Raw genomic sequence first — 20,813 nt, 5'->3', positions numbered from 1 at the left:
GTCGAGCTTCAGGCCGGCCGCCTCGACATGCTGCCTGGCGCCTTGCGTCGACCCGAGCGCGAGGCCTATGCCCACTGGGTGCCGCAGCACATTGCCCTGTCCAACCGGCTCTTCGTGCGTGCCGGCCGGGTGGCCGAGTTCGGCGCCGCGACGCGCCTGCAGGAAGCCTGGCGACCCGGCCTGAAGCTCGGCGTGCAGATCGGCGTCGTCTATGGGCCTGACTATGCCGAGATGCTCGACAACGAGGCTTTCCGCGCGGCGTTGACGCAGGTGTCTGCGCGGCGCAGCCTGTGGCACATGCTGGACATCGGCCGGATCGATGGCGTGCTCGCCAGCGAGACGACGGCGCGCTGGGAGTTGCGGGAGCTGGGACTGGTCGACCGCATCGTGGCGACGCCGGTCGCCGTGCCGCATGAGCCGGTGCAGATCATGCTCAGCAAGCGCTCGGTCGATGCCGTGATGGCGCAGCGATATCGCGAGGCCAGCGACGCCTTGGTGAAGGATGGCACGCTGGCGCGCGTGCTGCGCAAGTACCTGGGCGATCCGCTGCCGTAGCGCGACGGCCTCAACCCGCCAGCGCGGCGTCCAGGAGGGTCGCCGCGTCGGGCACGGCCTGCGTGCCGATCAGCCGGCCATCGCCGCCGAAGCGTGTCGCGATGAAGGCGTCGGCTGTGGTGCTGGACGATTGCTCGCGCATCAGCAGGCCCTGGGCACACAGCACCAGGCTCTGCGCGACGCGGCGGGCCTGTGCCTCCAGCGCGGCGGGGTCGCCGGTCAGCAGGCGGCGCAGAGCCTGGGCCTCGGCCCGTAGCGGGGCGTCTACGCTGGCGTCGAAGTCGTCGAGCAGCGCCAGAGCCACGTCGGGCTCGCGGGCTACGGCCCGCAGCACGTCCAACGCCATCACGTTGCCGGACCCCTCCCAGATGGAGTTGACCGGGGCCTCACGGTACAGGCGCGCCAGCACGCCGTCCTCCACGTAACCGTTGCCGCCCAGCAGCTCCATGGCCTCGCCGCTGCACTCGAGGGCGCGCTTGCAGACCCACAGCTTGGCGGCTGGCGTCATCAGCCGCTGCCAAGCCGGCTCGCCATGCTCGAAGCCCTGCGCCAGGCGCAGCATCAGCCGCATCGCGGCTTCGCTCTCCAGGGCGAGGTCGGCCAGCACTGTCTGCATCAGCGGCTGCTCAGCGAGCCGGCGGCCGAAGGCGTGGCGCTCGCGCGCGTTGTGCAGGGCCTGCACGAAGCCGGCGCGCAACAGGGCCGCACTGCCGATGACGCAGTTCAGCCGCGTGTAGCCGGCCATCTCGATGAGCGTCGGGATGCCTCGGCCCTCGTCGCCCAGCCGGCGCGCCCAGGCGCCGTGGAACTCGACCTCGCTGCTGGCGTTGCTCCGGTTGCCGAGCTTGTCCTTCAACCGCATGACCTGGATGGCATTGCGCTTGCCGTCGGGGGTGTAGCGCGGCAGCCAGAAGCAGGTGGGGCCGGCATCCGTGCGGGCGAGCACCAGGTGGGCGTCGCTGGTCGGCGCGGAAAAGAACCACTTGTGGCCCGTGATGGCGTAGCTGCCGTCGGCCTGCTCGATGGCCTCGGTCGTCACACGGCGCAGGTCGGAGCCGCCCTGCTTTTCGGTCATGCCCATGCCGACCCAGATCGACGACTTGTCGGCGATGGGCGCCTCACGCGCGTCGTGCTCGCGGCTGAAGAACCTGTCGCGCAGCGGCGTGAACAGCTCGGGCTGCCTGGCCAGCACGGGTATGGCTGCCTGCGTCATCGTCGCAGGGCACAGGGAGCCGGCCTCCACCTGGCCGTGCAGGTAGCAGCCGGCTGCGAACGCCGCCCAGCGGCCCGGCGTGTCGGTGGCGAAGACGTCGGCCACCAGGCCCTGGCGGCGGTACATGGCCAGCAGCGCGTGCCAGGCCGGGTGAAAGTCGACGAAATCGACTCGGCGGCCGCGGGCGTCGAGCTGGCGCAGCACAGGGCCGCTGCGGTTGGCGTCGCGCGCGAGCTGGGCGGTCTCGGCACTGCCGAGTTCGGCGCCGTAGCGCGTCAGCGGCTCGACGGCTTGCGGCGCTGCGTGACGCAGCGCGGCCAGCAGGGCCGGGTCGCTGCTCAGCAGGTTGTGGCCGACCCATTCGTCGACGAGGTTGTCCGGTGTCTTCAATCTGCGACTCCAGGTTCGGCCATCAACTGGCCGTGGCCGGCGCGCTGGGCTTCGTAGAGCGCCGTCTCGGCGCGGCGCTGCAGATCGGCCAGGCCGCGGTCGCCCGGGCGCAGTCTGGCCCAGCCTGCGCTGAACGACAGCTTGACGCCCAGTTCAGCCGGCGCGCGCTCGGTCAGCGCGTCGCGCAGGCGCTGGTCCAGAGCCTGCGGGCCTTCGGGCAAGCAACGTGCCATCAGCACGCCGAAGCGGTCACCGTCCAGGCGCCCGGCCAGATCGCCCAACCGCATCTGCGCCTGCACGCAGCTGGCAAACAGGGCCAGCGCGTGGCTGGCGAAGTCCATCTCGCGCTCCGCCTGCAACGTCTCAAAGTCGTCCAGGTCCAGCACGACGAGGGCCAGCGGTTCGTCGTAGCGGCGCGCCATCGAGATGAGCTCCACGGAGCGTCTGGCGAAGGCGGCGCCGTCGGTCAGGCCGGTCAGACCGTCGGTATGAGTCAGGCTGGCGAGTTCGGCTTCGATCTGGCCGCGCCAGGCCAGCAGCAGCATGGGCAGGGCCAACAGCAGCGCAAGCTGGCCCGTCAGGCCCAGCAGCAGCTGAGGCCACGTGGCCGTATCTCCAAGTTGCGTGCTGACGGCGCGGCACAGCATGGCAGTCAGCAGCGGCAGCACGGCCGCAAGGCCCAGCAGGCGCCAGCGTCGGCTGTTCAGTCCCTGCAGCAAGGTGTGGCGCCCGGGCAGTGTCAGCGCCACGCCCAGCCAGGCGAGCTGCGCGCCGAGGATGATGTCAATCAACGTCTGTGCGCCGTCGCGGTCGCCGCTCAGCAGCGCGTGGCCAACACCCAGCAGCAGCGGCGCTGCCGTCATCGCCCAGCGCCCGGGCCGCGGCGTCAGCCACAGGCCCAGCGCCCACCATAGTGCCGACAGCCCCAGGCTCAATGCCGCCACGCCCGCGCTGTGCAGACCGTGCGGGGCCATGGGAAGCCCGCTCAGAGCCGGGCTCGCCAGCGCCAGGCCCAGCGCCACGGCCACCATGCCGACCTGGGCCCAGCGTCCGCCGGCGTTCCCGCCGTGCCAGCCGATGAGGATCATGAGCACCAGCGCTGCGGCCAGCGCCTGCATGGGCATCAGCGCGAACAGGGCTTCAGTGAACGTCATGTCAGCCCCCGGGCCTGCGGCGGTCTTCGGACCGGGTTCATTTCCTGACCGGGATGGCAGTCTCGCGCGGCACGGGCACGGCGGTCACGCTGTTTTGTGGCGAGCCGTCGATGAGGCGGTCGGAATAGGTCAGGTAGACCAGCGTGTTGCGCTGCACGTCCACCATGCGGACGATGCGCAGCCGCTTGAAGACCAGCGAGATGCGCTCGCTGAAGACTTCCTCCTGGCGGGGCAGGGGCTGGTTGATCGTCACGGGCCCGACCTGCCGGCAGGCGATGGAGGCCTCGGACTTGTCTTCGGCCAGGCCGATGGCGCCCTTGATGCCGCCGGTCTTGGCGCGCGACACATAGCAGGCTACGCCGCCGACTTTGGGGTCATCGTAGGCATCGACGACGATCTTGTGGTCGGGGCCGATCAGCTTGAATGCGGTGTCGACCGAGCCGATGGATTCGGCCCGGGCCGACGCGGCGGCGGCAAGGAGCAGGACGATGGCGACGTGCTTCATTGGCCCAGTCTAAAGCGCGCACGCGCCGGCGGGGGCCGGAACACCGGTTTGCTGCCCTGTGAAGCGCGGGCGCTCGGGGCGTCTCAGGTCGAAGTGGCTGAGTTGGTCGCTGCGCTGGTTGCAGACGTAGAGGTGGGAGCCGGCGCGGCACGCGCTGCGCGGATAGCTGCCGCGCACCCAGTGGTGGTCCAGCAGTCGTGGTGCCGCAGGCCGGGCCAGGGACAGCACGGCCAGGCAGTCGTGCAGGCGGTTCAGCGCGTAGAGATGGCGGCCGCCGGGCGCGACCAACAGGTCTGACGCATAGTTGGTGCCCGCGAAGCCGGCCGGCAGCACGGAGATCTCGCCGTGCAGGCGCGGCCCGGTGGGCGTGAGCTCGACGGTGGACAGCGTGGACGACTCTTCCTGCAGCACATAGACCCAGCGCGGGTCGTCGGCATGGAAGGCGAAGTGGCGCGGACCCGAGCCTGGACTGAGGGCCAGCTCGTGCGCCGCGCCTTGTGGCGTGCCGGATACCAACGACCAGGCGAGCAGGCGGTCGCGGCCAAGGTCCGTGCCCAGCAGCCAACGACCGTCGGGGCTGACCTGGATCATGTGGGCATGCGGCGCGTCGTGGCCGCTGCTGGCCTGGCTGCCGGGCGGCCCGTTCAGCGCCCGCGCCGGTCCGGCGCGGCAATCGGTCCCGCCGCAAGCGGGCCAGCTTTCAGCCGGGCCCAGCCGGCCATCGGCCTGAAGGGGCAGGGCGGCGAAGCGTGCGTCGCCGTAGTGGGCCACCCAGAGGCGGCCGGCACCCAAGCCCAGATGTACCGGCCCCTTTCCCCCGCTCGCCTGGCGTTGCAGCAACTGCAAGTCGCCGGCGGGGTCCTGAGCGTAGACGGCGACGTGATCGCCCCCTTCCTCGGCGGCGTAGACAAGCTGGTCACGGGCCGCCAGCCAACTGGGGCTGTTGGCATTGGGCGTCAGCCCCAGCGGCGTCAGACCGCCGTCCGGCGCGATGCCGAAGCTGTAGAGACCCTGGCCCAGGGGGGCATAGCTGCCGACGTGCAGGAAGCGGGGCGTGGAGGGGGCTGCGGTGGCGGGCATCAGGGCGGCGGCGGACAGGCTCAGCAGATGGCGGCGTTTCATGAGGATGGTGCGAGACAGAGCATCAGCGCACCACGCCCAGAGCCTGGGGCAGCACGCGCACAGAGAGGTCCGTGGCGGGGGGCAGGGGCTCGCCGTCCACGGCCAGCGGCAGCGGCTCGGTGCAGGTCAGGCGCAGTGTGCGGAAGCTGCTCAAGACGACCTCGCGGTGACGCAGGTGCTGGCCGGTCAGCAGCAGCGGCATCATGGCCAGCGCGCCCAGGCGGCCGAAGGCCGCCACGCGCAGCAACTGCAACTGGCCGTCGTCGATGCGCGCGACCGGCGCGACCGGCATGCCGCTGCCGTAGCTCGGCGTGTTGAGGCTGGACGCGAACAGTGACGGCCCGTCGTAGAGCAACTGGCCATCGGCTTCCACGCGCAGCGGGTAGCGGCGCAGCTGGCCGATCTCGGCCAGCGTGGCCCAGAGGTAGCGCGGCTGGCCGCGCAGCCAGTTGGGAGCGGCGTGGGCGCGGCCGGCAATGGCGGCATCGAAGCCGGCAGCCAGGCTGGACATGAAGAGCTGGGCCTCGCGCCCGGGTGTCGAGACTTCGCCGAGGTCCATGGCCGAAGCCGGCGCATGCTGGGCATGGTTGAGGGCCTCGCGCCAGTCCATGCGGGCCAGGCCCAGCGCGCGGGCCAGGTCGTTGCCTGTGCCGCCGGGCAGCAGGGCCAGTTGCAGCCGCCGTTCGACCAGGGCAGGCAGTAACTGATGCACGGTACCGTCGCCGCCTGCCACGATGACGCGGCTGCCCTCGGGCAGGGCCAGCAGGCGCTGACGGGCGGCGGTGACGTTTTCGGGCAGCACCAGTGGCACCTGGGGCAGGGCCTCGCGCAGCGGGGCGGCGAGGGCTGCGCAGCGGCCGTTGGCGGCATGCGGGTTCAACAGGCAGAGCGCGGGCACGGAGGCCGAGGTCAGGGCGGAGGCGATCACCCCGGCATTGAAGCCGCGCCCGGGGGCGCACGCCATCGGCGCAGACCCTGGCGCTCCGCGTCGGCGGGCCTGCCTACACTGGCGCCAAGATCTCACTACAACAAGCTGCTGGCCGCGCATGACGCTACACGTGCCCACCCTGGTGCTGACGCTGGCTATCGGCTTTGGCCTCCTGGCGCTGCAGCTCTGGATGGCCGGTTGCGGCGCACTGGGGCGCAGCGAACTCAGGCGCCTGAGCCTGACTGGCCTGTCCTTCTGCGCCGGCTTCGCGCTGTTCGGCCTGCGACCCTGGCTCCCCGCCTGGATGGTGCTGCTGGGGGGCAACTGGCTGCTGATGGCAGGGCTGGCGGGCCTGGCGGCGGCGATGTGGCGCCATCTGTTGAACCGTGAATTGCCTCTCTGGCACCATGGGCTGCTGGTGGCTGCGGCACTGGCGGTGCCGGCTGTGCTGGACGTGTCGACGCCGGTGCGTGTCGGCGCAATGTCGATTGCGATGGCCATGCTGCTGCTGCCGGCCACCTTCACGGCGATGCGACTGGGTTGGCGTGCCGAGCTGAGCTTTCGCGCCGTGGCGCTGCTTCTGTTCTTGGCCAGTCTTTTGCTGTGGTTGCGCGCGGGCCTGGCCCTCTGGTGGATGCGCGCGCCCCCGACCGAAGCTGAGACGTTGCCGGACTGGAGCCGTGCTCTCTTCATGCTGGCCTTCCTGGCCGTGCTGGCGGCGGGCTGTGTTTTCGTGCTGGCCCATTTCGAACGCATGGCCAGCCAGATGCGCAAGCTGGCCAGCGTCGACGGCCTGACCGGTGCCATGAACCACAGCACGACGGTGTCGCTGCTGGCCCATGCGATGGAGCGTGGCCGGCGCGAAGGGCAGCCGGTGGGTTTCGTCATGCTGGACCTGGACCATTTCAAGCGTGTCAACGATCGGCACGGCCATGCTGTGGGCGACCAGGTGCTGAAGGCCGTCGCGGCCTGCGCGCGAGCGCGGCTGCGCGGTTCGGACGTGCTCGGCCGCCTGGGCGGTGAGGAGTTCGGCCTCGTGCTGCCGGCCACTGGCGAAGCCGGCGCCCGGCACCTGGCCGAGCAGGTGCGCCTGGCTGTTGAGGGCCTGGAGCTGCACGGCGACGGTGGTCAGCCACTGCGCGTGACACTGTCGGCCGGCGTCGCCGAGGCGGCTCGCAGCGACACGCCGGAGACGCTGATGCACCTGGCCGACAAGGCGCTCTATCAGGCCAAGCAGAAGGGCCGCAACCGCGTCGTCGTGGCCGACGATTGGCTGCGCAACTCGACGCTGCAGTCGGTCGTCGGCTAGTCCCTGAGACACGGGAGCGTGTCGCGCACCCGCAAAAAAGGGCGGCCCGGAGGGGCCGCCCAACAGGAGGCAGAAGACTGCCACCACGAGGATGGATCAACGGCAGGCCGCCGACATCAGTAGGTGTAGCGCAGCGACGCCATGTAGCGTCGGCCGGTGCGGTAGATGCCGCGGACCAGCTTTTCGGTATTGGCCACCCCCGGCACCTCGGCGTAGGAGCGGTACTCGCTGTCCAGCAGGTTCATGCCATCCAGGCCCACGCTCAACTGCGGCGTGATCTTGAAGTTGAGGCTGGCGTCCAGCGACTCGTGCCCGTCGGTGACCAGGAAGTTGCCGCGGTCGGCCTGGGTGTAGTACTTGGAGCGCTGGGAGTAGGTGGCGCGGGCGCTCCAGTGGTCGTTCTCGTAGAAGGGGCTCAGGCTGATCTGGTGCTTTGAGTTGAACGGCAGACGGGCACCGGTGCCGGTCGTCGCGTCGGCGTAGGTGTAGTTGGCCAGCACGCCCAGACCGTTGCGGAAGGTGGTCTGGTAGGCCAACGAGAAGCCCTTGACGGTGGCCGTTCCCGAGTTGCTGGGGCGCGAAACGTCGTACTCGGTGTCGCGCTGCTGGTTTTGGTTGTAGTGCACCTCTTTCCGGGTCGTCCACAGGATGTAGTTGCCCACCTTCTTGTGGAAGACCGTGCCGGCCAGGATGGAGTTGCTGGCGAAGTACCACTCCGCCGACGCGTCCAGGTTGGTGGCCTTGTAGGGGTCCAGATCCGGGTTGCCTCCGCCGCCGGACAGCGTGGAGTCGCCGATCCAAAGGTAGCTGGACATGTCGCCGTAGTTCGGGCGTGCGACGACCTTGGACGCCGAGGCGCGCAGCACCACCTGGCTGTTCAGGTCGTAGGCCAGGTTCAGGCTGGGCAGGGCGTTGCGGTACTTCTTCTTGACACTGGTGGCGCCGTAGCCCGTTGAAGGGCAGGGGTTGACGTTGACCGTGCAGGCCCAGCCGCGGCTGTCGGACTGGGTCTCCACCAGGCGTACGCCGAAGTTGCCGCGCAGGCTTTCATGCGTGAAGTCGGCCTGCAGGTAGCCAGCGTTGATCTTCTCCTCGACGGTCCATGTGTTGGACGCGAAGGACGGATCATTGAAGGTGGAGGGCTGGGGCATGTTCTGCCAGGGCGCCAGCCACTTGCCACTGTTGATGTAGTCAGCCAGCGCCCAGCCATCGATCATGAAGCGCTTGGAGAGATCACCGACGTTGCCGAATCCGGCAAGGTAGTTGTCGGGCACCGAGTGCGGGCTGAATTGCGCGGCGCTGAGGTCGCCATAGCCCTTGACGGCGTTCAGAGATACGCCAGACATGGTCTGCGAAGTGGCGTGCTCGCGGCGCTTCACGCCGAAGCGGACCTGGTAGATGGGCGAGTCAAACTGCAGGCCGAAGTCCAGCTGCAGGTATTTCTCATCGTCGCTGGACGGCTTGGCGACGATGTTGCCGGCCCACCCCGCCTGCCAGTTGTTGGCGTTGGGCGGGTTGGTGTGCCAGGGGTTCGGGTTGCCACCGTCCAGGCGGAACGCATTCGGGTCGCTGAAGGGGCTGCCCGGCTTGGCCGCGGCGGCGTGAGCGGGCACGTCGACGACGGCGTCCGTCTGGAAGCCGTTGAAGCTCAGCGTGGGGACCGGGCCCGTCAGGTCGAAGCTGTAGTTGGCCTTGTTCAGGAATGAACCGTAGACCTGGCGGTCCGTGCCGCCCGTGGCCTTGGAGGTGCCGACATGGGCGGAAGCGAACCAGCCCGCGTCTTTCCAGGTGGCCTTGATGTCGTAGGAGTTGGTGTCGACCTCCGCGCGGCGGTTGATCAGGTCGTAGATCGTCAGTGCGTTGCGGAAGCTGGCCTTGGTGATGACGCCGCCGTCCACGGTCAGGTCGGTCAGCGTGCGCAGCGAGTTCCATGGGTTGCCGTTGTGGGCAAACATGGAGTGGGTGATGTTGTCGTACTTGGCCGTCACGTCAAGTGCGTTGAACTCGATGTCCAGGTTCTTGTGCGGCCGGGCCTGCAGGGCCAGCGACAGCGTGTCGCGCTTGCGGGTTTGGTCGAAGTAGTGTGCGCTGATGGAGTTGGGTGCGATGGCGTCCGGATTGGCGAGCAGCGTGGCGCGGCAGCTGCCCACGCAGCTGGGAGGCATCTCGACCGGCGGGTCCACCGCCCAGTTGGTGGACGTGGACGTGATGGAGTTGGGCGAGCCGCCAACGCCCGTGATGTAGGCGCTGCCGCGCACGGTGCCGTAGCTCTCGACACCGTCGCGGCGGATGCGCTCGTCCGAGCGCTGCGCCGACAGCAGCACGCCGAAGGTACCTGCCTCGTTCTTCCAGCCGGCCGTGCCAGAGATGGTCGGCTTGCCGACCTCCGTGCGGTCGTTGTAGAGGTAGCTGGCCGAGCCGCTCAGTGTCAGGCCCTTCAGGTCCAGCGGCTTGCGGGTGACGATGTTGACCGTGCCGCCTACCGAGCCTTCATCCAGCCGCGCCTCCGACGACTTGTAGACCTCGACCTTGGCGACCAGTTGCGGCGCAAGCAGCGAGTAGTTGAAGGTGCGCCCCTGCTGCTCGGAGAAGAACCAGTCGCCCGAGGCGACTGCCTGGCCGTTGAGCAGTGTGCGATTGAGCGCCGGGTCGGTACCGAGGATGGAGACCTTTTCGCCCTGGCCGAAGGCCTTGTCGATGGTCACGCCGGGAATCACGGTGATGGCCTCAGCCACGTTGGTGGCGGGGAACTTGCCTACGTCCTCCGCCGTGACGATGTCCACGATGGTGTCCGCCTGGCGCTTGCTTTCCAGTGCCTTCTGCAGACTGCCGCGGATCCCGGTGACGACCACGCGCTCCAGTTCGTCGGTCTTGGCCGGTGCCGGTTTGGGAAGGTCCTGCGCCGGGGCTGGCAGGCTCAGGCTCAGCAGCACGGCGGCTGCGATGGCGGACTGTCTGTGCATCGTCTTCTTCTCTCGCATGGTTCACTTCTCCGGGTGATCAGCACCCCAGCGGGTGCAGTAGGGGAACGCCAAACAGCTGGCTGGCGTGTCTGTAGAACTCGGCCCGGCGCGCGTTTTTGCGCCTGGCATCGGGGTCGGTCGCCTTGTCGCATTCCAGCGGTCCGTTGATGGCACGCGTCGTGGCGCCGAAGCCGGCGCCGCGCCGCAGCGCCTCATGGGCGGGCTGGTCGGACTCGCCGCGCTGAGTCATCCAGTACCAGAGGGCCGTGCGCCAGGCGACGGTGGAGTCGAGGGCGACGCGGTCGGGGTCGCTCCACAGGTCGATGCCGAGGTAGTCGCCGGCAGCCTTGTACTGATAGTTCCAGCTCAGCTGGATGGGGCCGCGGCCGTAATACTGCCGGCCCGGCGCGCAGGACAGGCGGGCATCGTCACGGCAGTACTTGTCCCAGTTCTCGCGGCGGTACTCACGTTGTGCGCGCAACTGATCGGACTCGTGGGCGATCTGGCCCAGGAAGGCGGCCATCTCCTGACGACGCTCGACCTCGTCGCCCTCATCGGCGAAGCCGGGCGTCTGGCGCACCGCCTCGACGAAGCCCTCGTAGCTGTAGAAAGCGATGCGTTCAGGGAAAAGAGTGTCGAACTGCGCGCGGCTGGGCAGGAAGGGCGAACCAGCCGTCGCGGTCGACGGCAGCATCAGTGGCAGCAGCAAGGACAGGTGGACAAGGACTCGGATCATGGCCGCGACTGTCCGACGGGGCGCCTATGCGCTGCTTCAATGGCTTGTTAAGGTCGTCTTAACGCGAATGTCACTAAAGTCCGCGCCATGCGAATCTGTCTGCTCGAGGACGATCTTGAACTGGGCCGCTCACTGCAGGCCCTGCTGCAGAACGCGGACCACGAGGTGATGTGGCTGCGCCGCATCGCCGACGCGCGACTCTGGATCGCCGAGGGAGGCTTCGATGCCGTGGTCATGGACCTCGGCTTGCCCGATGGCGACGGCATGGACCTGTTGCGCGCGTTGCGCCGCAACCACCGCAAGCTGCCGCTGCTGGTCATCACCGCACGCGATGCCATCGAGGACCGCCTGGATGGCCTGGACGGTGGTGCTGACGACTACCTCGTCAAGCCCTTTGCAGGATCGGAGCTGCTGGCACGGCTGCGTGCCGTGGTGCGTCGCGTGCAGGACGACAGCAGCGAGGCCCGGCCCGCTGAATGGCAGTTGCGCGATCTTGTGCTGGATGAGCCGCGCATGGAAGTGCGCCGCGGCCCGGAGCGTGTTCCGTTGTCACGCACGGAGTTCACCATCCTGCTCACGCTCATCAAGTTGCCCGATCGCGTGGTCACGCGCCGCCAGCTGGAGAACCGTGCGCCCTGCCAAATGGACGGCCGCAGCCTCGACGTGCACATTTCCAATCTGCGCCGCAAGATCGGCGAAGGCTACATCCGCACGGTGCGCGGCGTGGGGTATCTCGTCGAGCGCGAAGCGTGAGCGACCTGGCCGCGTCGGCGCCACGCTCGCTGTTCCGGCGCAGCATGGGCGCTGTCTTCGTGGTGCTGTTCCTGTGCTGGCTGTTCCTCGTCGCGCGCGAGCTCATCGACATCCGCGTGCTGCAGGTGAGGAACGGACAGGCCGAGAACCTGCTGTGGGCCGAGCTCGCGCTTGAGCGTGCACGCGACACGCATGCCGAGGCCGTCCGACTGGACCAGGCCTTGCTGGCGCTTGAAGGCATGCGAGAGCGCGAGTGGCGGCTCAAAGGGCACCGCACGCCGTTCCGGCTGCTGCAAGTGCTCAGGCGCGACGTCGTCCTGGCCGAGCTGCTCCCCGACCTGACCGGCCGTGATCGCGTGCTGCCGCAGGAGTCAGCCCCCGGCGAGGACGAGCGCTGGCTCTACGCCGAGGTGCGCGACGACGCGCGCGAGCTGGCAGTGCGCCGCTGGCAGGAGCGGCCCGGCGACTGGCACTTCAGCCTCGCTGGCCTGAGCTACTACGCGCGGCCGTTGCTCTACGGCCTGCCGCTGCTGGCTTTGCCACTGTGGCTGCTGTTCCGCCTCGGCTTCGCGCCGCTCAAGCGCATAGGCGCGCAGATCTCGGCACGCTCCGCGCAAGACCTGACGCCGCTGCCGGCCACGCGCTACGTGGAGTTGGCGCCGCTGGTCAATGCCGTCAACTCACTGATGCTGCGACTGCAGCAGCGGCTGGACCGTGAGCACGAGTTCCTCGCTGACGCCGCCCACGAGCTGAAGACGCCGCTGGCCGTGATCCAGCTCGGTGCCGAGGGCCTGGACCAGGCCGACCAGCGCGCCCGCGACGAGTCGCGCGAGCGGCTGCGACTGGGCGTGCGGCGCGCCACGCACACCGTGCATCAGTTGCTGGCGCTGGCCCGGTCAGGCGCGGACACGCTGGACCTCAGCAAGGCTCGCCATGACCTCGTTGACCTGGTGCGAGAGCGCATCGCGCTGGCCGGCGGCCTGGCCGTGAAGCGACGCATCGAACTGGAGCTTTTGGCGCCCGAGCAGCTGATGATGTGGCTGAACCGCGAGTCACTGTGCAGTCTGGTGGACAACCTTGTCGACAACGCGATCAAGTACTCGCCGGTCGGCGGTCAGGTCAGCGTCGCGGTGGCGGCGGATGCCGACGCCGTCGTGCTGACGGTCAGCGACGCCGGCCTCGGCATCCCACTAGAGCTGCGCCACCGCGTGTTCGAGCGCTTCGTGCGTTTGGCGGGGCACCAGGATCACCACGGCAGCGGGCTGGGCCTGACCATCGTCGAGCGCGCCGCGGCCCAACATGGCGCGCGTGTGGAGTTGCTGGACGGCCCCGGCGGCCGCGGGCTGACCGTCAAGGTCAGCTTCCCGCGCGAGCCTGCCGGGTGAGCACGCGGCCCGCTCGGGCCAGGGGCAGGCCGTCGTCCAGCGCCAGCTCGCCGTTCACCCAGACGGCTACCAGCCCCACGGCCGGCACGCAGGGTTCACCGTAATCCGCGCAGTCGCCGAAGCGCGCGGCGTCGAACAGGACCAGGTCCGCCGCGGCGCCTTCGCGCAGCGCGCCGCGGTCTCGCAGCCCGAAGCGCTGTGCCGTCAACCCCGTCATCTTGTGCACCGCCTGTTCCAGCGTCAGTAGCCCGCGCTCGCGGCCGTAGTGCGCCCACACGCGCGGGAAGGCGCCCCACAGCCGCGGGTGCGGGAAGCGGTCGTGCGGCAGGCCGTCGGAGCCGATCATGGCCAGCGGGTGGGTCAGGATGCGGTCGACATCGTCTTCGTGCATTTGAAAGTAGCATGCCCCGCCCGGCTGCAGCCGCGCAACGGCCTTGGGTTCGCTGACGCCCCAGTCGCGTGCGATGTCGGCCAGCCATCGACCGGCCAGCTCGGGGTGGGATTCGCTCCACGTCAGGCGTATGGGCGTGAAGCCATCGGCCAGATCGTCGCGCAGCACCGTGGAGCCGGCGAGATAGGGGTAGACGTCCAGCCCCAGCGCCTGACGCTCGGTGAGTTTTTCGATCAGTGCGAGCGTTTGCAAGCTGCGCCCCCACTGCGCGCGGCCGGCGCATTTGTGGTGGGAAATGATCAGGGGCAGGCCGGCTTCGTGTGCGCAGTCAGCGGCTTCGCGGATGGCCTCCAGCACCTCGGTCATTTCGTTGCGCAGGTGCACCGCGTAGACGCCGCCGTGTTTCGCCGCAACGCGGGCCAGGGCCAGCAGCTCTGCGGAGTCGGCCGCGGTGGCGGGCGTGTAGAAGGTGCCGGAGGAAAGACCCGCGGCGCCCTGCGCCATGGCGTCGTCCAGCAGCGCGCACATGGCTTCGCGCTCGGCTGCGGTTGCGGGGCGGTTCAGGTTGTTCATGCAGCGCAGCCGCAGCGCTGTGTGGCCCACCAGGCCCACCGCGTTGACCGCGGGCCGCGCGGCCTCGACGGCGGCCCGCCAGTTCGCGAAATCGGCATGCCGGAATTGCTCGCGCGCCAGCAGGTTCATGGGCGGCGGCGGGTCGGACGTCACCAGCGGCATCAGCGAGATGCCGCAGTTGCCGGTGACAACGCTGGTTACGCCCTGGCTGAGCTTGGGCGTCATTGCGGGCGCCGTGATCAACGCCGCGTCGTCATGGCTGTGCGCGTCGATGAAGCCCGGCGCCAGCACGAGGCCGGCGCAGTCGCGGCGCGGCACGGCGGCGTCGACCTGCAGCCGTGGGCCGAGCGCCGCGATCCGTTCGCCACTGACGAGCAGGTCGCCGGGCCATCCTTGCGCGCCGCTGCCATCGACGATCAGCGCGCCGCGCAGAAGCAGCATCAGTCGAACTGCGTGGTGATGGCATCGACGACGCGGTCGTCCTCGTCCACGACGGCCATCCAGGCCCATTTGTCGAAGGTCGTGCATGGATGGGACGGTCCGAGCGCCACGCGCTCGCCCACGGCCGGACCGTCGGTCTCGGCCGAGTCCCAGCGCAGATAGGCATGCTGGTCGTTCAGCCCCGTTACCTGCCAGCCTGCCGGGGCTCTGGCCCGCGTGCCGCCGCGCAGATGCCAAACCGGCACCGGCCAGCCCTGGTCGAAGGAGACGTCGCGCCGGCCCGCGTTCAGCAGCGCCAGGCCCGGCTCGGGACAGGACAGCACCTGGGTCCAGACCTCCAGCGCGGGCTGCAGGCTGGGCGCACCCAGCGGTGTGCCCATGCGCGCGTCCATGGCCTGCATGTAGCGGCCGTAGTGGGCGTGGTCGTGGCAGACGTAGCAGCCTGAGCGCAGCAGGCCCAGGCGGCCCGGCCGGCCGGCGATGACGGGCGCGACAAGGTCGAATAGCGCCGAGCCACCGCCGCTGAGCCACAGCGGCTGGACCTCGATGAGCCCCTCGGCCTCGATATCCGCCAGCAAGGCCTCGATGCGCGCCTGCCACTGCTGCATCAGCAGGCGGTCGGGTTCGCTGTCGCCCACGACTTGAAGCCCCTCGTAGAAGCCGATGCCGCGCAACCGCAATGCCGGATGGATCTTGAGCGATCGCGCCAGCGCCAGTGCCGGTCCATGCTCGCGGACGCCGCAGCGCGATGTGCCGAGTTCGATCAGCACATCGAGGCGGGCCTCACCCGCGCCGAGCTGGGCCCAATGCGCGGCCAGTAGGTCAAGCTGCGCCTGTGAGTCGACGAAGAAGGCCAGCTCCAGGCCAGCGTGGCGGCGCCGCAGATCCAGCAGCTCCGCCAGTTCGGCTGCGTTGATGACCTGGTTGGCGATCAGTGCCCGTCGCGCGCCCGCGGCCAGGCCCAGGCGCAGCTGGTGCACGTTGGCGAAGGTCAGGCCCCAGGCGCCTGCGTCGAGTTGGCGGCGGAACAGCTCAATGCTCATCGTTGTCTTGCCGTGCGGTGCCAGATGTACACCGCGAGCCTCGGCGAACTCCTGCATCCAGGCGATGTTGTGGGCCAGCGCCTGCTGGCGCACGACGGCCAGTGGCGTGGGCAGCTCGGCACTTTGCAAGGTCCAGTTTCGCTGGGCGACCTTGGCGAGCGGCACGGGCGGTTGTGAAGCCGGAAAGCCCTTCAGCCAAGGGCCGAGCCAGCCGGAGCGCGGGGTGTCGTGGTCGTTCATGGCGCGATCATCGCGCCGCTTTCTGAAGGGCGTCTAAAGGCGTCTCTTGCGCCGAGCGCTGCCACCGACCAGACTGCCGCGCCATGACTGCACTGAGATTCCTGGGGCCTGAGCCTGCCGCCGCAGACCACTTGCCCCGCCCCCTGTCGCCCGCCGTGCGCGCCGGCGATTTCGTCTACGTCTCCGGCCAGGTGCCGGTGGACGCGCAGGGCCACATCGTCGGCGACGGTATCGAGGTGCAGACGCGTCAGGTCTTCGTCAGTCTCGAGGCCGCACTGGCCCTGGCCGGCGCGACGCTGGCCGACGTCTGCAAGGCCACCGTGTGGCTGGAGGACGCCCGCGACTTCGGCGCCTTCAATCGTGTCTACATGGGCTACTTCCCCGGGGGCAAGCCGGCACGCTCGACGGTCGAGTCGCGGCTGATGATTCCGGCCAAGGTGGAGATCGACGTGGTGGCGTACCGGCCGCTGGATTGACGGCGCGGAGCGGCCGTCTTGAGACAACCTTGAGATGGGCTTGAGGTGACCCCTAGCCTACCCGGCACAAGATCGCCGGATGCCGTTCTCCTCCACGATCGCCGCGCTCATGCCTCTGCCACAAGCCCTGACTTTGCTGCAAGGCAAGGGGCCGGCCGTTGCCGGTCTGCGCGGGCTGCCCGGCGAGTGGCTGGCGTTGTTGCCCGCGGATGACACCGCAGGCGCGGCGAGCCTCGTGCTGCCGCAGCTGGCGCCGCGCTTGCCACAGCTGGGCGATGACGAATCCTTCCGGTTGCGGCTGACCGCCGACGTCGTTCGCGTGCAGGCCGGCACGCCCGCTGGCGTCAGGCACGCCATGCACGCGTTGTCGCAGCTGTGGTTTGCAGCGCGCGAAGCCGGGCTGGAGGCACTGCCGGCGCTGCAGGTTGATGACGCGCCGCGCCATGCCTGGCGGGGCCTGCTGGTGGACGTGGCACGCCGGCCCCTGCCCTTTGATGCGCTGCTGGGCCTGCTGGACGGCATGGCCGCCGCGCGGTTCAACGTGCTGCATTGGCACCTTACCGACGATCAGGCCTGGCGACTGGAGTCGGCCTGCCACCCCCGCCTGCATGAGTGCGCCAGCGGTGGCCATTTCTACACGCTGGCGCAGGCGCGACACCTTGTCGACGAGGCCGCCGCACGCGGCATCCGCGTCGTGCCCGAGCTGGACCTGCCCGGTCACTGCTGGGCGTTGGGCCTGGCCTATCCGGAGCTGTTGTGCGCGCCGGCACCCAAAGAGGCTCAGCAGGGCTTCGGGGTCTTCGGCACGGCGGTGAATCCCGACAGCGAGGCGCTATACGCCTTCCTCGACGGCCTGCTTGGAGAATGGGCCGGGGTCTTCCCCGACCCTTACATCCACCTTGGCGGCGACGAACTCGCCCCTGCTGCCTGGAGCGTCTTGGCGCAACAGCGTGGGGGCCGACTGGACGAGCTTCAGGCCGCCTACCTGGCCCGCGTCGGCGCGCTGCTGCGCCGTCATGGTCGGCGCCTGGTGGCCTGGGACGAGATGGGCGAGTCCAGCGCACTGCCGCCGGGCAGCCTGCTGCAGTGCTGGCGAGGTGACGAGGCGCTTCGCCTGGCGCCACCGGGCCTGGCTGGGCGGCTGCGCAGTGCGGGCTTCTATCTGGACCAGATCCACCCCGCCGCGTTCCACTGGCGCCGAAACATGCGCCCGCCGCCGCGACCCGCGGCGCCGGCCGAAGGCACCGAGGCCTGGTCGCTGCAGGCTACCGTCGGGACCTGGCAGATCGAGGGTCGGCTGTGGCTGGACGGCAGCGAGGCCCGGCTGCATCTGCGCAGCACCGGCACGCTGGACGAATGGCTGGCACCGCGCCGCGTGCCCGGTGTCGAGCCCTGGCGGCTGCAGGTCGACAGCGACCTTGGCGAGCTGGAGCTCTGGGGGCCGGCGGGCAAGAGCGGCTGCGGCTGGCTGCGCCTGGGGTCACTGCGTCAGCCTTGCGACTGGCAGCCACTGCTGGCCAGTACGCCGACCTGGCCGGACGATGGGGCCGCCGGGGAGGCGCCCATGCTGGGCGGCGAGGCCGCACTGTGGGCGGAACTCGTCGAGGCGCCGCAGCTCGCACTGCGCTGCTGGCCACGTGCGCTGGCCGTTGCTGAGCGGCTGTGGGCTGACCCGGCCGAGGACAGCCCTCTGGAGCCACGCCTTGCTGCCGCGCAGCGTTGGCTGGTGGCTACGGGCTGCGTGCCCGCCGACCCCGCGGCGGCCCTGTTCGAGTCGTTGTGCCCGGAGCCGTTGGGCCGCGCGCCGCTGCGCGCGCTGGCCCAATGGCTCGAGCCCGGCTCCGGTTATGCGCGCCAGCATGCGAAGAAGCGCGCCCAGACCTACACCCAGGCTGAGGTGCTGGACCGCTTGGCCGATGCTCTGCCGGCACCCAGTCCGCTGATGCTGGACCTGCAGGACGACGGCGGGGCCTGGCGGTCCGCTCTGAGCGAGGCGCGCGGCTGTCTGCCTGCCTGGCGTTCATTGCTGTCTGCCTCGCCTCGCCTGGCCTCCGCCTTGCCAATGCTGGACGTGCTGGACGGCCTATTCGATCTGGGCCTCGATTTGTGGGCGGGCCGCGTGCCGGCCAACGCTCAGCAGCGCCTGCACGAGGCCGCCGCCCTGATCGACGAGATGCTCCCCGCGCTTGTGCAGCCGTTGCAGCGCCGGCTGGACGCCTTGGCATGAGCCGCGCCGTCCTCATCGCGTTGCTGTTGTTGGTCAGCGGCGCACGGGCTGCCGACTTGGAACTGCTGCATGCCTGGACCTCGGGCAGCGAAGCGGCCATGGTGGGTGAGCTTGCCAAGGCCGCCCGCCGCGGTGGGGTGGAGCTGAAGATGACGGCCGTGGCTGGCACGTCCCATGCCAACACGCTGCTGAAGGCCCGCTTTCTTTCCGGCCAACCGCCCACACTGGCGCAGACCGACAAGCCGCTGCGCATCTGGGCCGAGGCCGTGCCGTTGGCCGACCTGGGCGAGGCGGTCAACGCGCAGCTTGCCGCGCTGCCGCATGCGGTGGCGACAGAGCTGCGGCATGCGAGCAAGCCGGCGGCCGTGCCGCTGAACGTGCACCGTCTCAACACGCTGTGGAGCAACCGGCGTCTGCTGCGAGCCCACGGCCTGGCCGTGCCGCAGGACTGGGATGAATTCCACCGCGCTGCTGCTCAGGTGCGTCAGGCCGGCCTGCTGCCGTTGGCCATCGGCAGCTCGGCGGGGCAGAAGCTCAGCCTCTTCATCGCCGTTGTGCTGGGCCGGGCGGGGCGGGACTTCTTCGAGCGCGCCGTCGTGCAGGCGGACCCGGCACTGCTGGCCAGCGAGCGCATGGCCGTGTTGCTGCGGGAGTTCCGCTCTCTCAAGAATTACACCGACGCCGGCCAGGTGAGCCGCGACTGGGCCGGCGCCACCTCGCTGCTGCTGCAGGGGCGCGCAGTGTTCCAGTTCACCGGGGATTGGGCCAATGGGGAATTTCAGAAGGCAGGCTGGCGACCCGGGGTGGACTACGACTGCACGGCAGCCCCGGGCAACGGGGGGCTGCACTACTTTGAATTCGACCGGTTGGTGTTCTTCGCCCAGCCCGCGAGGCTCGGAGCCCAGCAGCGCCTGGCAGGCCTGCTGCTGCACCCGGAAACCTCGGCGCACCTGGCGCAGCTCAAGGGTGGCATCCCGGTGCGGCGCGATGCGGACCTGTCCGGCTTCAACGCCTGCGCCCAGCGTTCGGCGACCGACTTTCGGGCTGGCGAGGCCCGTGGCGAGCTGGTGCTGGCCCTGAGCGCCCGCCTCGGCGAGAGCGCTTATGGCGGCCTGAAGGACGTGCTGTCGGCCTACTGGGCCAGCGAACGCATGACGGCGGCGCAGGCGCAGACGCGGCTGGCGCAGGCCTTGCGCCAACGGGATTGAGATGAGCGAAAGACGCACTGCGCTGGCCTGCCTGATCCCACTGCTGCTGATCGGCGCGGTGTTCTTCTACGGCTTCCTGTTGTGGACGGGCTGGCTGTCGTTGACGCGCTCCAATATGCTGCCCAGTTCGGAATTTGTGGGCCTGCAGCAATACGAGCGACTGATGCTGGACCCGCGTTGGCAGGCCGCGCTGTGGAACCTGCTGCGCTTCGGCCTGGGCTTCGTCGTGCTGCCGTTGCTCATCGGCCTTGGCCTGGCCCTGCTGCTGGACCAGCAGTTGCGCGGCGAGGGCCTGCTGCGCTGGGTTTGGCTGCACCCGATGGCACTGTCCATGGTCGTCACCGGCAGCGCGTGGCGCTGGCTGATGGACCCGGAGCAGGGCCTAGCCGAGGCCATCCGCGGCTGGGGCTGGACCGTGTTCCGCTGGGACTGGCTGGCACAGGAGGACATGGCCGTCTACGCGCTGGTGGTGGCCGCCGTGTGGCAGATCAGCGGCTTCGTCATGGCCTTGTTTCTGGCGGGCTTGCGCGGGATTGACGAGTCGATGCTGCAGGCCGCGCGGCTGGATGGCGCCCGGGGCTGGCGGCTGCTGTGCCGCATCATCCTGCCGCAGCTCGGGCCTAGCCTGTTCTCGGCGCTGCTGGTCCTGCTGCCCGCCGCGATCAAGACCTTCGACCTGGTCGTTGTGCTGACCGAGGGCGGCCCCGGCCAGGCCAGCGAACTGCCGGCTTTCTACATGTTCCAGATGGCCTTCGAGCGCAGCCGCCTCGGCCTTGGCTCGGCCAGCGCCATGGTGCTGGTCATGATGGTGCTGTCCATTGCGCTGCCTTATGCGGTGGCGCGTTCACGCAGAAGGCCGGCGGCATGAAACGCCTCCTGCTTCATCTCCTGGCGACGCTGGCCGTGGCGGTCATGGCGCTGCCGCTGCTGCTGATGCTGATGAACAGCCTCAAGGGCGCGACTGAGGCGCAGCAGGGCTTCATGGCGCTGCCGCGCGAGCCGAGCTTCGCCGCCTGGCAAGAAGCATGGGCCAGGCTGTCGGGCAGCTTTGCTGTCAGCCTCATGCTGGCAATACCGGCCGTCCTGCTATCGGCGGGCCTGGCGGCGCTGAACGGCTTTGTGCTGTGCAAGTACCGCTTTCGCGGTGAGCGCTGGGTGGGGCTGCTGCTGGTGCTGGCCTTCTTCCTGCCCATCAAGGTCT

General features: G+C 69.5%; 17 protein-coding genes and 1 pseudogene. 9 read left to right on the top strand and 9 right to left on the bottom strand.

Translation table 11 applies throughout. The annotated features are described in order from the left end of the window. On the top strand, nt 1-555 hold a 555-nt coding region (locus VGF12_RS16540; RefSeq protein ID WP_331177144.1), incomplete at its 5' end, for an ABC transporter substrate-binding protein. 10 nt (nt 556-565) lie between these two features. On the opposite strand, the gene VGF12_RS16535 is transcribed toward VGF12_RS16540, so the two are convergent. The 5 genes from VGF12_RS16535 to VGF12_RS16515 are packed head-to-tail and all read right to left on the bottom strand — an operon-like array spanning nt 566 to nt 5,867. Then, nucleotides 566-2,158 (bottom strand): acyl-CoA dehydrogenase family protein, encoded by a 1,593-nt coding sequence (locus VGF12_RS16535; RefSeq protein WP_331177143.1) that lies wholly within the window; start codon nt 2,156-2,158, stop codon nt 566-568. Beyond that, nucleotides 2,155-3,312, bottom strand: coding sequence for a GGDEF domain-containing protein (locus VGF12_RS16530; protein WP_331177142.1), 1,158 nt, complete (start codon nt 3,310-3,312; stop codon nt 2,155-2,157). Before VGF12_RS16530 ends, VGF12_RS16535 begins: the two co-directional genes overlap by 4 nt. A gap of 37 nt (nt 3,313-3,349) precedes the next feature. Further along, a complete protein-coding gene (locus VGF12_RS16525) occupies nt 3,350-3,817 on the bottom strand; it encodes a CreA family protein (RefSeq protein WP_331177141.1) in 468 nt (155 codons plus the stop codon). Nucleotides 3,818-3,826: 9 nt separating this feature from the next. Next, nucleotides 3,827-4,939, bottom strand: a complete 1,113-nt coding sequence (locus VGF12_RS16520; protein ID WP_331177140.1) for a lactonase family protein — start codon at nt 4,937-4,939, stop codon at nt 3,827-3,829. Nucleotides 4,940-4,961: 22 nt separating this feature from the next. After that, entirely contained in the window at nt 4,962-5,867 is a 906-nt protein-coding gene (locus tag VGF12_RS16515) for a diacylglycerol/lipid kinase family protein (RefSeq protein WP_331177139.1), read from the bottom strand. 118 nt (nt 5,868-5,985) lie between these two features. Here VGF12_RS16515 and VGF12_RS16510 point away from each other — a divergent pair, with 118 nt between their 5' ends. Further along, nucleotides 5,986-7,176 (top strand): GGDEF domain-containing protein, encoded by a 1,191-nt coding sequence (locus VGF12_RS16510; protein ID WP_331177138.1) that lies wholly within the window; start codon nt 5,986-5,988, stop codon nt 7,174-7,176. 116 nt (nt 7,177-7,292) lie between these two features. On the opposite strand, the gene VGF12_RS16505 is transcribed toward VGF12_RS16510, so the two are convergent. Together VGF12_RS16505 and VGF12_RS16500 are read right to left on the bottom strand one after the other, a co-directional pair. After that, complete coding sequence (locus tag VGF12_RS16505; protein WP_331177137.1) at nt 7,293-10,139, bottom strand: TonB-dependent receptor; 2,847 nt, start codon at nt 10,137-10,139, stop codon at nt 7,293-7,295. Between the two features lie 37 nt (nt 10,140-10,176). Further along, complete coding sequence (locus VGF12_RS16500) at nt 10,177-10,875, bottom strand: chitinase (protein WP_331177136.1); 699 nt, start codon at nt 10,873-10,875, stop codon at nt 10,177-10,179. An 87-nt stretch (nt 10,876-10,962) separates the two neighbouring features. Between VGF12_RS16500 and VGF12_RS16495 the strand changes: the two genes are divergently transcribed. Together VGF12_RS16495 and VGF12_RS16490 are read left to right on the top strand one after the other, a co-directional pair. Further along, on the top strand, nt 10,963-11,628 hold the full coding sequence (locus tag VGF12_RS16495) for a response regulator transcription factor (protein WP_331177135.1): 666 nt from the start codon (nt 10,963-10,965) through the stop codon (nt 11,626-11,628). Further along, nucleotides 11,625-13,013 (top strand): sensor histidine kinase, encoded by a 1,389-nt coding sequence (locus VGF12_RS16490; RefSeq protein WP_331177134.1) that lies wholly within the window; start codon nt 11,625-11,627, stop codon nt 13,011-13,013. Before VGF12_RS16495 ends, VGF12_RS16490 begins: the two co-directional genes overlap by 4 nt. On the opposite strand, the gene VGF12_RS16485 is transcribed toward VGF12_RS16490, so the two are convergent. Together VGF12_RS16485 and VGF12_RS16480 are read right to left on the bottom strand one after the other, a co-directional pair. Beyond that, a complete protein-coding gene (locus VGF12_RS16485; RefSeq protein ID WP_331177133.1) occupies nt 12,985-14,418 on the bottom strand; it encodes a D-aminoacylase in 1,434 nt (477 codons plus the stop codon). The genes VGF12_RS16490 and VGF12_RS16485 overlap by 29 nt on opposite strands. Continuing rightward, on the bottom strand, nt 14,418-15,701 hold the full coding sequence (locus tag VGF12_RS16480) for an alanine racemase (RefSeq protein ID WP_331177132.1): 1,284 nt from the start codon (nt 15,699-15,701) through the stop codon (nt 14,418-14,420). Before VGF12_RS16480 ends, VGF12_RS16485 begins: the two co-directional genes overlap by 1 nt. A gap of 83 nt (nt 15,702-15,784) precedes the next feature. On the opposite strand from VGF12_RS16480, the gene VGF12_RS16475 reads away from it, so the two are divergent. The 5 genes and pseudogenes from VGF12_RS16475 to VGF12_RS16455 form a co-directional block, all read left to right on the top strand. Continuing rightward, entirely contained in the window at nt 15,785-16,177 is a 393-nt protein-coding gene (locus VGF12_RS16475; RefSeq protein ID WP_331177131.1) for a RidA family protein, read from the top strand. 109 nt (nt 16,178-16,286) lie between these two features. Beyond that, nucleotides 16,287-18,404, top strand: coding sequence for a family 20 glycosylhydrolase (locus tag VGF12_RS16470; protein WP_331177130.1), 2,118 nt, complete (start codon nt 16,287-16,289; stop codon nt 18,402-18,404). Further along, nucleotides 18,401-19,612 (top strand): ABC transporter substrate-binding protein, encoded by a 1,212-nt coding sequence (locus VGF12_RS16465; protein WP_331177129.1) that lies wholly within the window; start codon nt 18,401-18,403, stop codon nt 19,610-19,612. The genes VGF12_RS16470 and VGF12_RS16465 overlap by 4 nt, the downstream gene beginning before the upstream one ends. Nucleotide 19,613: 1 nt before the next feature. After that, a complete protein-coding gene (locus VGF12_RS16460) occupies nt 19,614-20,480 on the top strand; it encodes a sugar ABC transporter permease (RefSeq protein WP_331177128.1) in 867 nt (288 codons plus the stop codon). After that, nucleotides 20,477-20,813 (top strand): annotated as a pseudogene (locus tag VGF12_RS16455) (hypothetical protein); the annotation flags it as partial. The gene VGF12_RS16460 and the pseudogene VGF12_RS16455, both read left to right, overlap by 4 nt.

It is taken from the genome of Roseateles sp., assembly GCF_036404855.1.
Taxonomy (GTDB): domain Bacteria; phylum Pseudomonadota; class Gammaproteobacteria; order Burkholderiales; family Burkholderiaceae_C; genus Pelomonas.
Note: the sequence above shows the minus strand (reverse complement) of the source record. Positions and strands in the feature narration are given on the sequence as shown.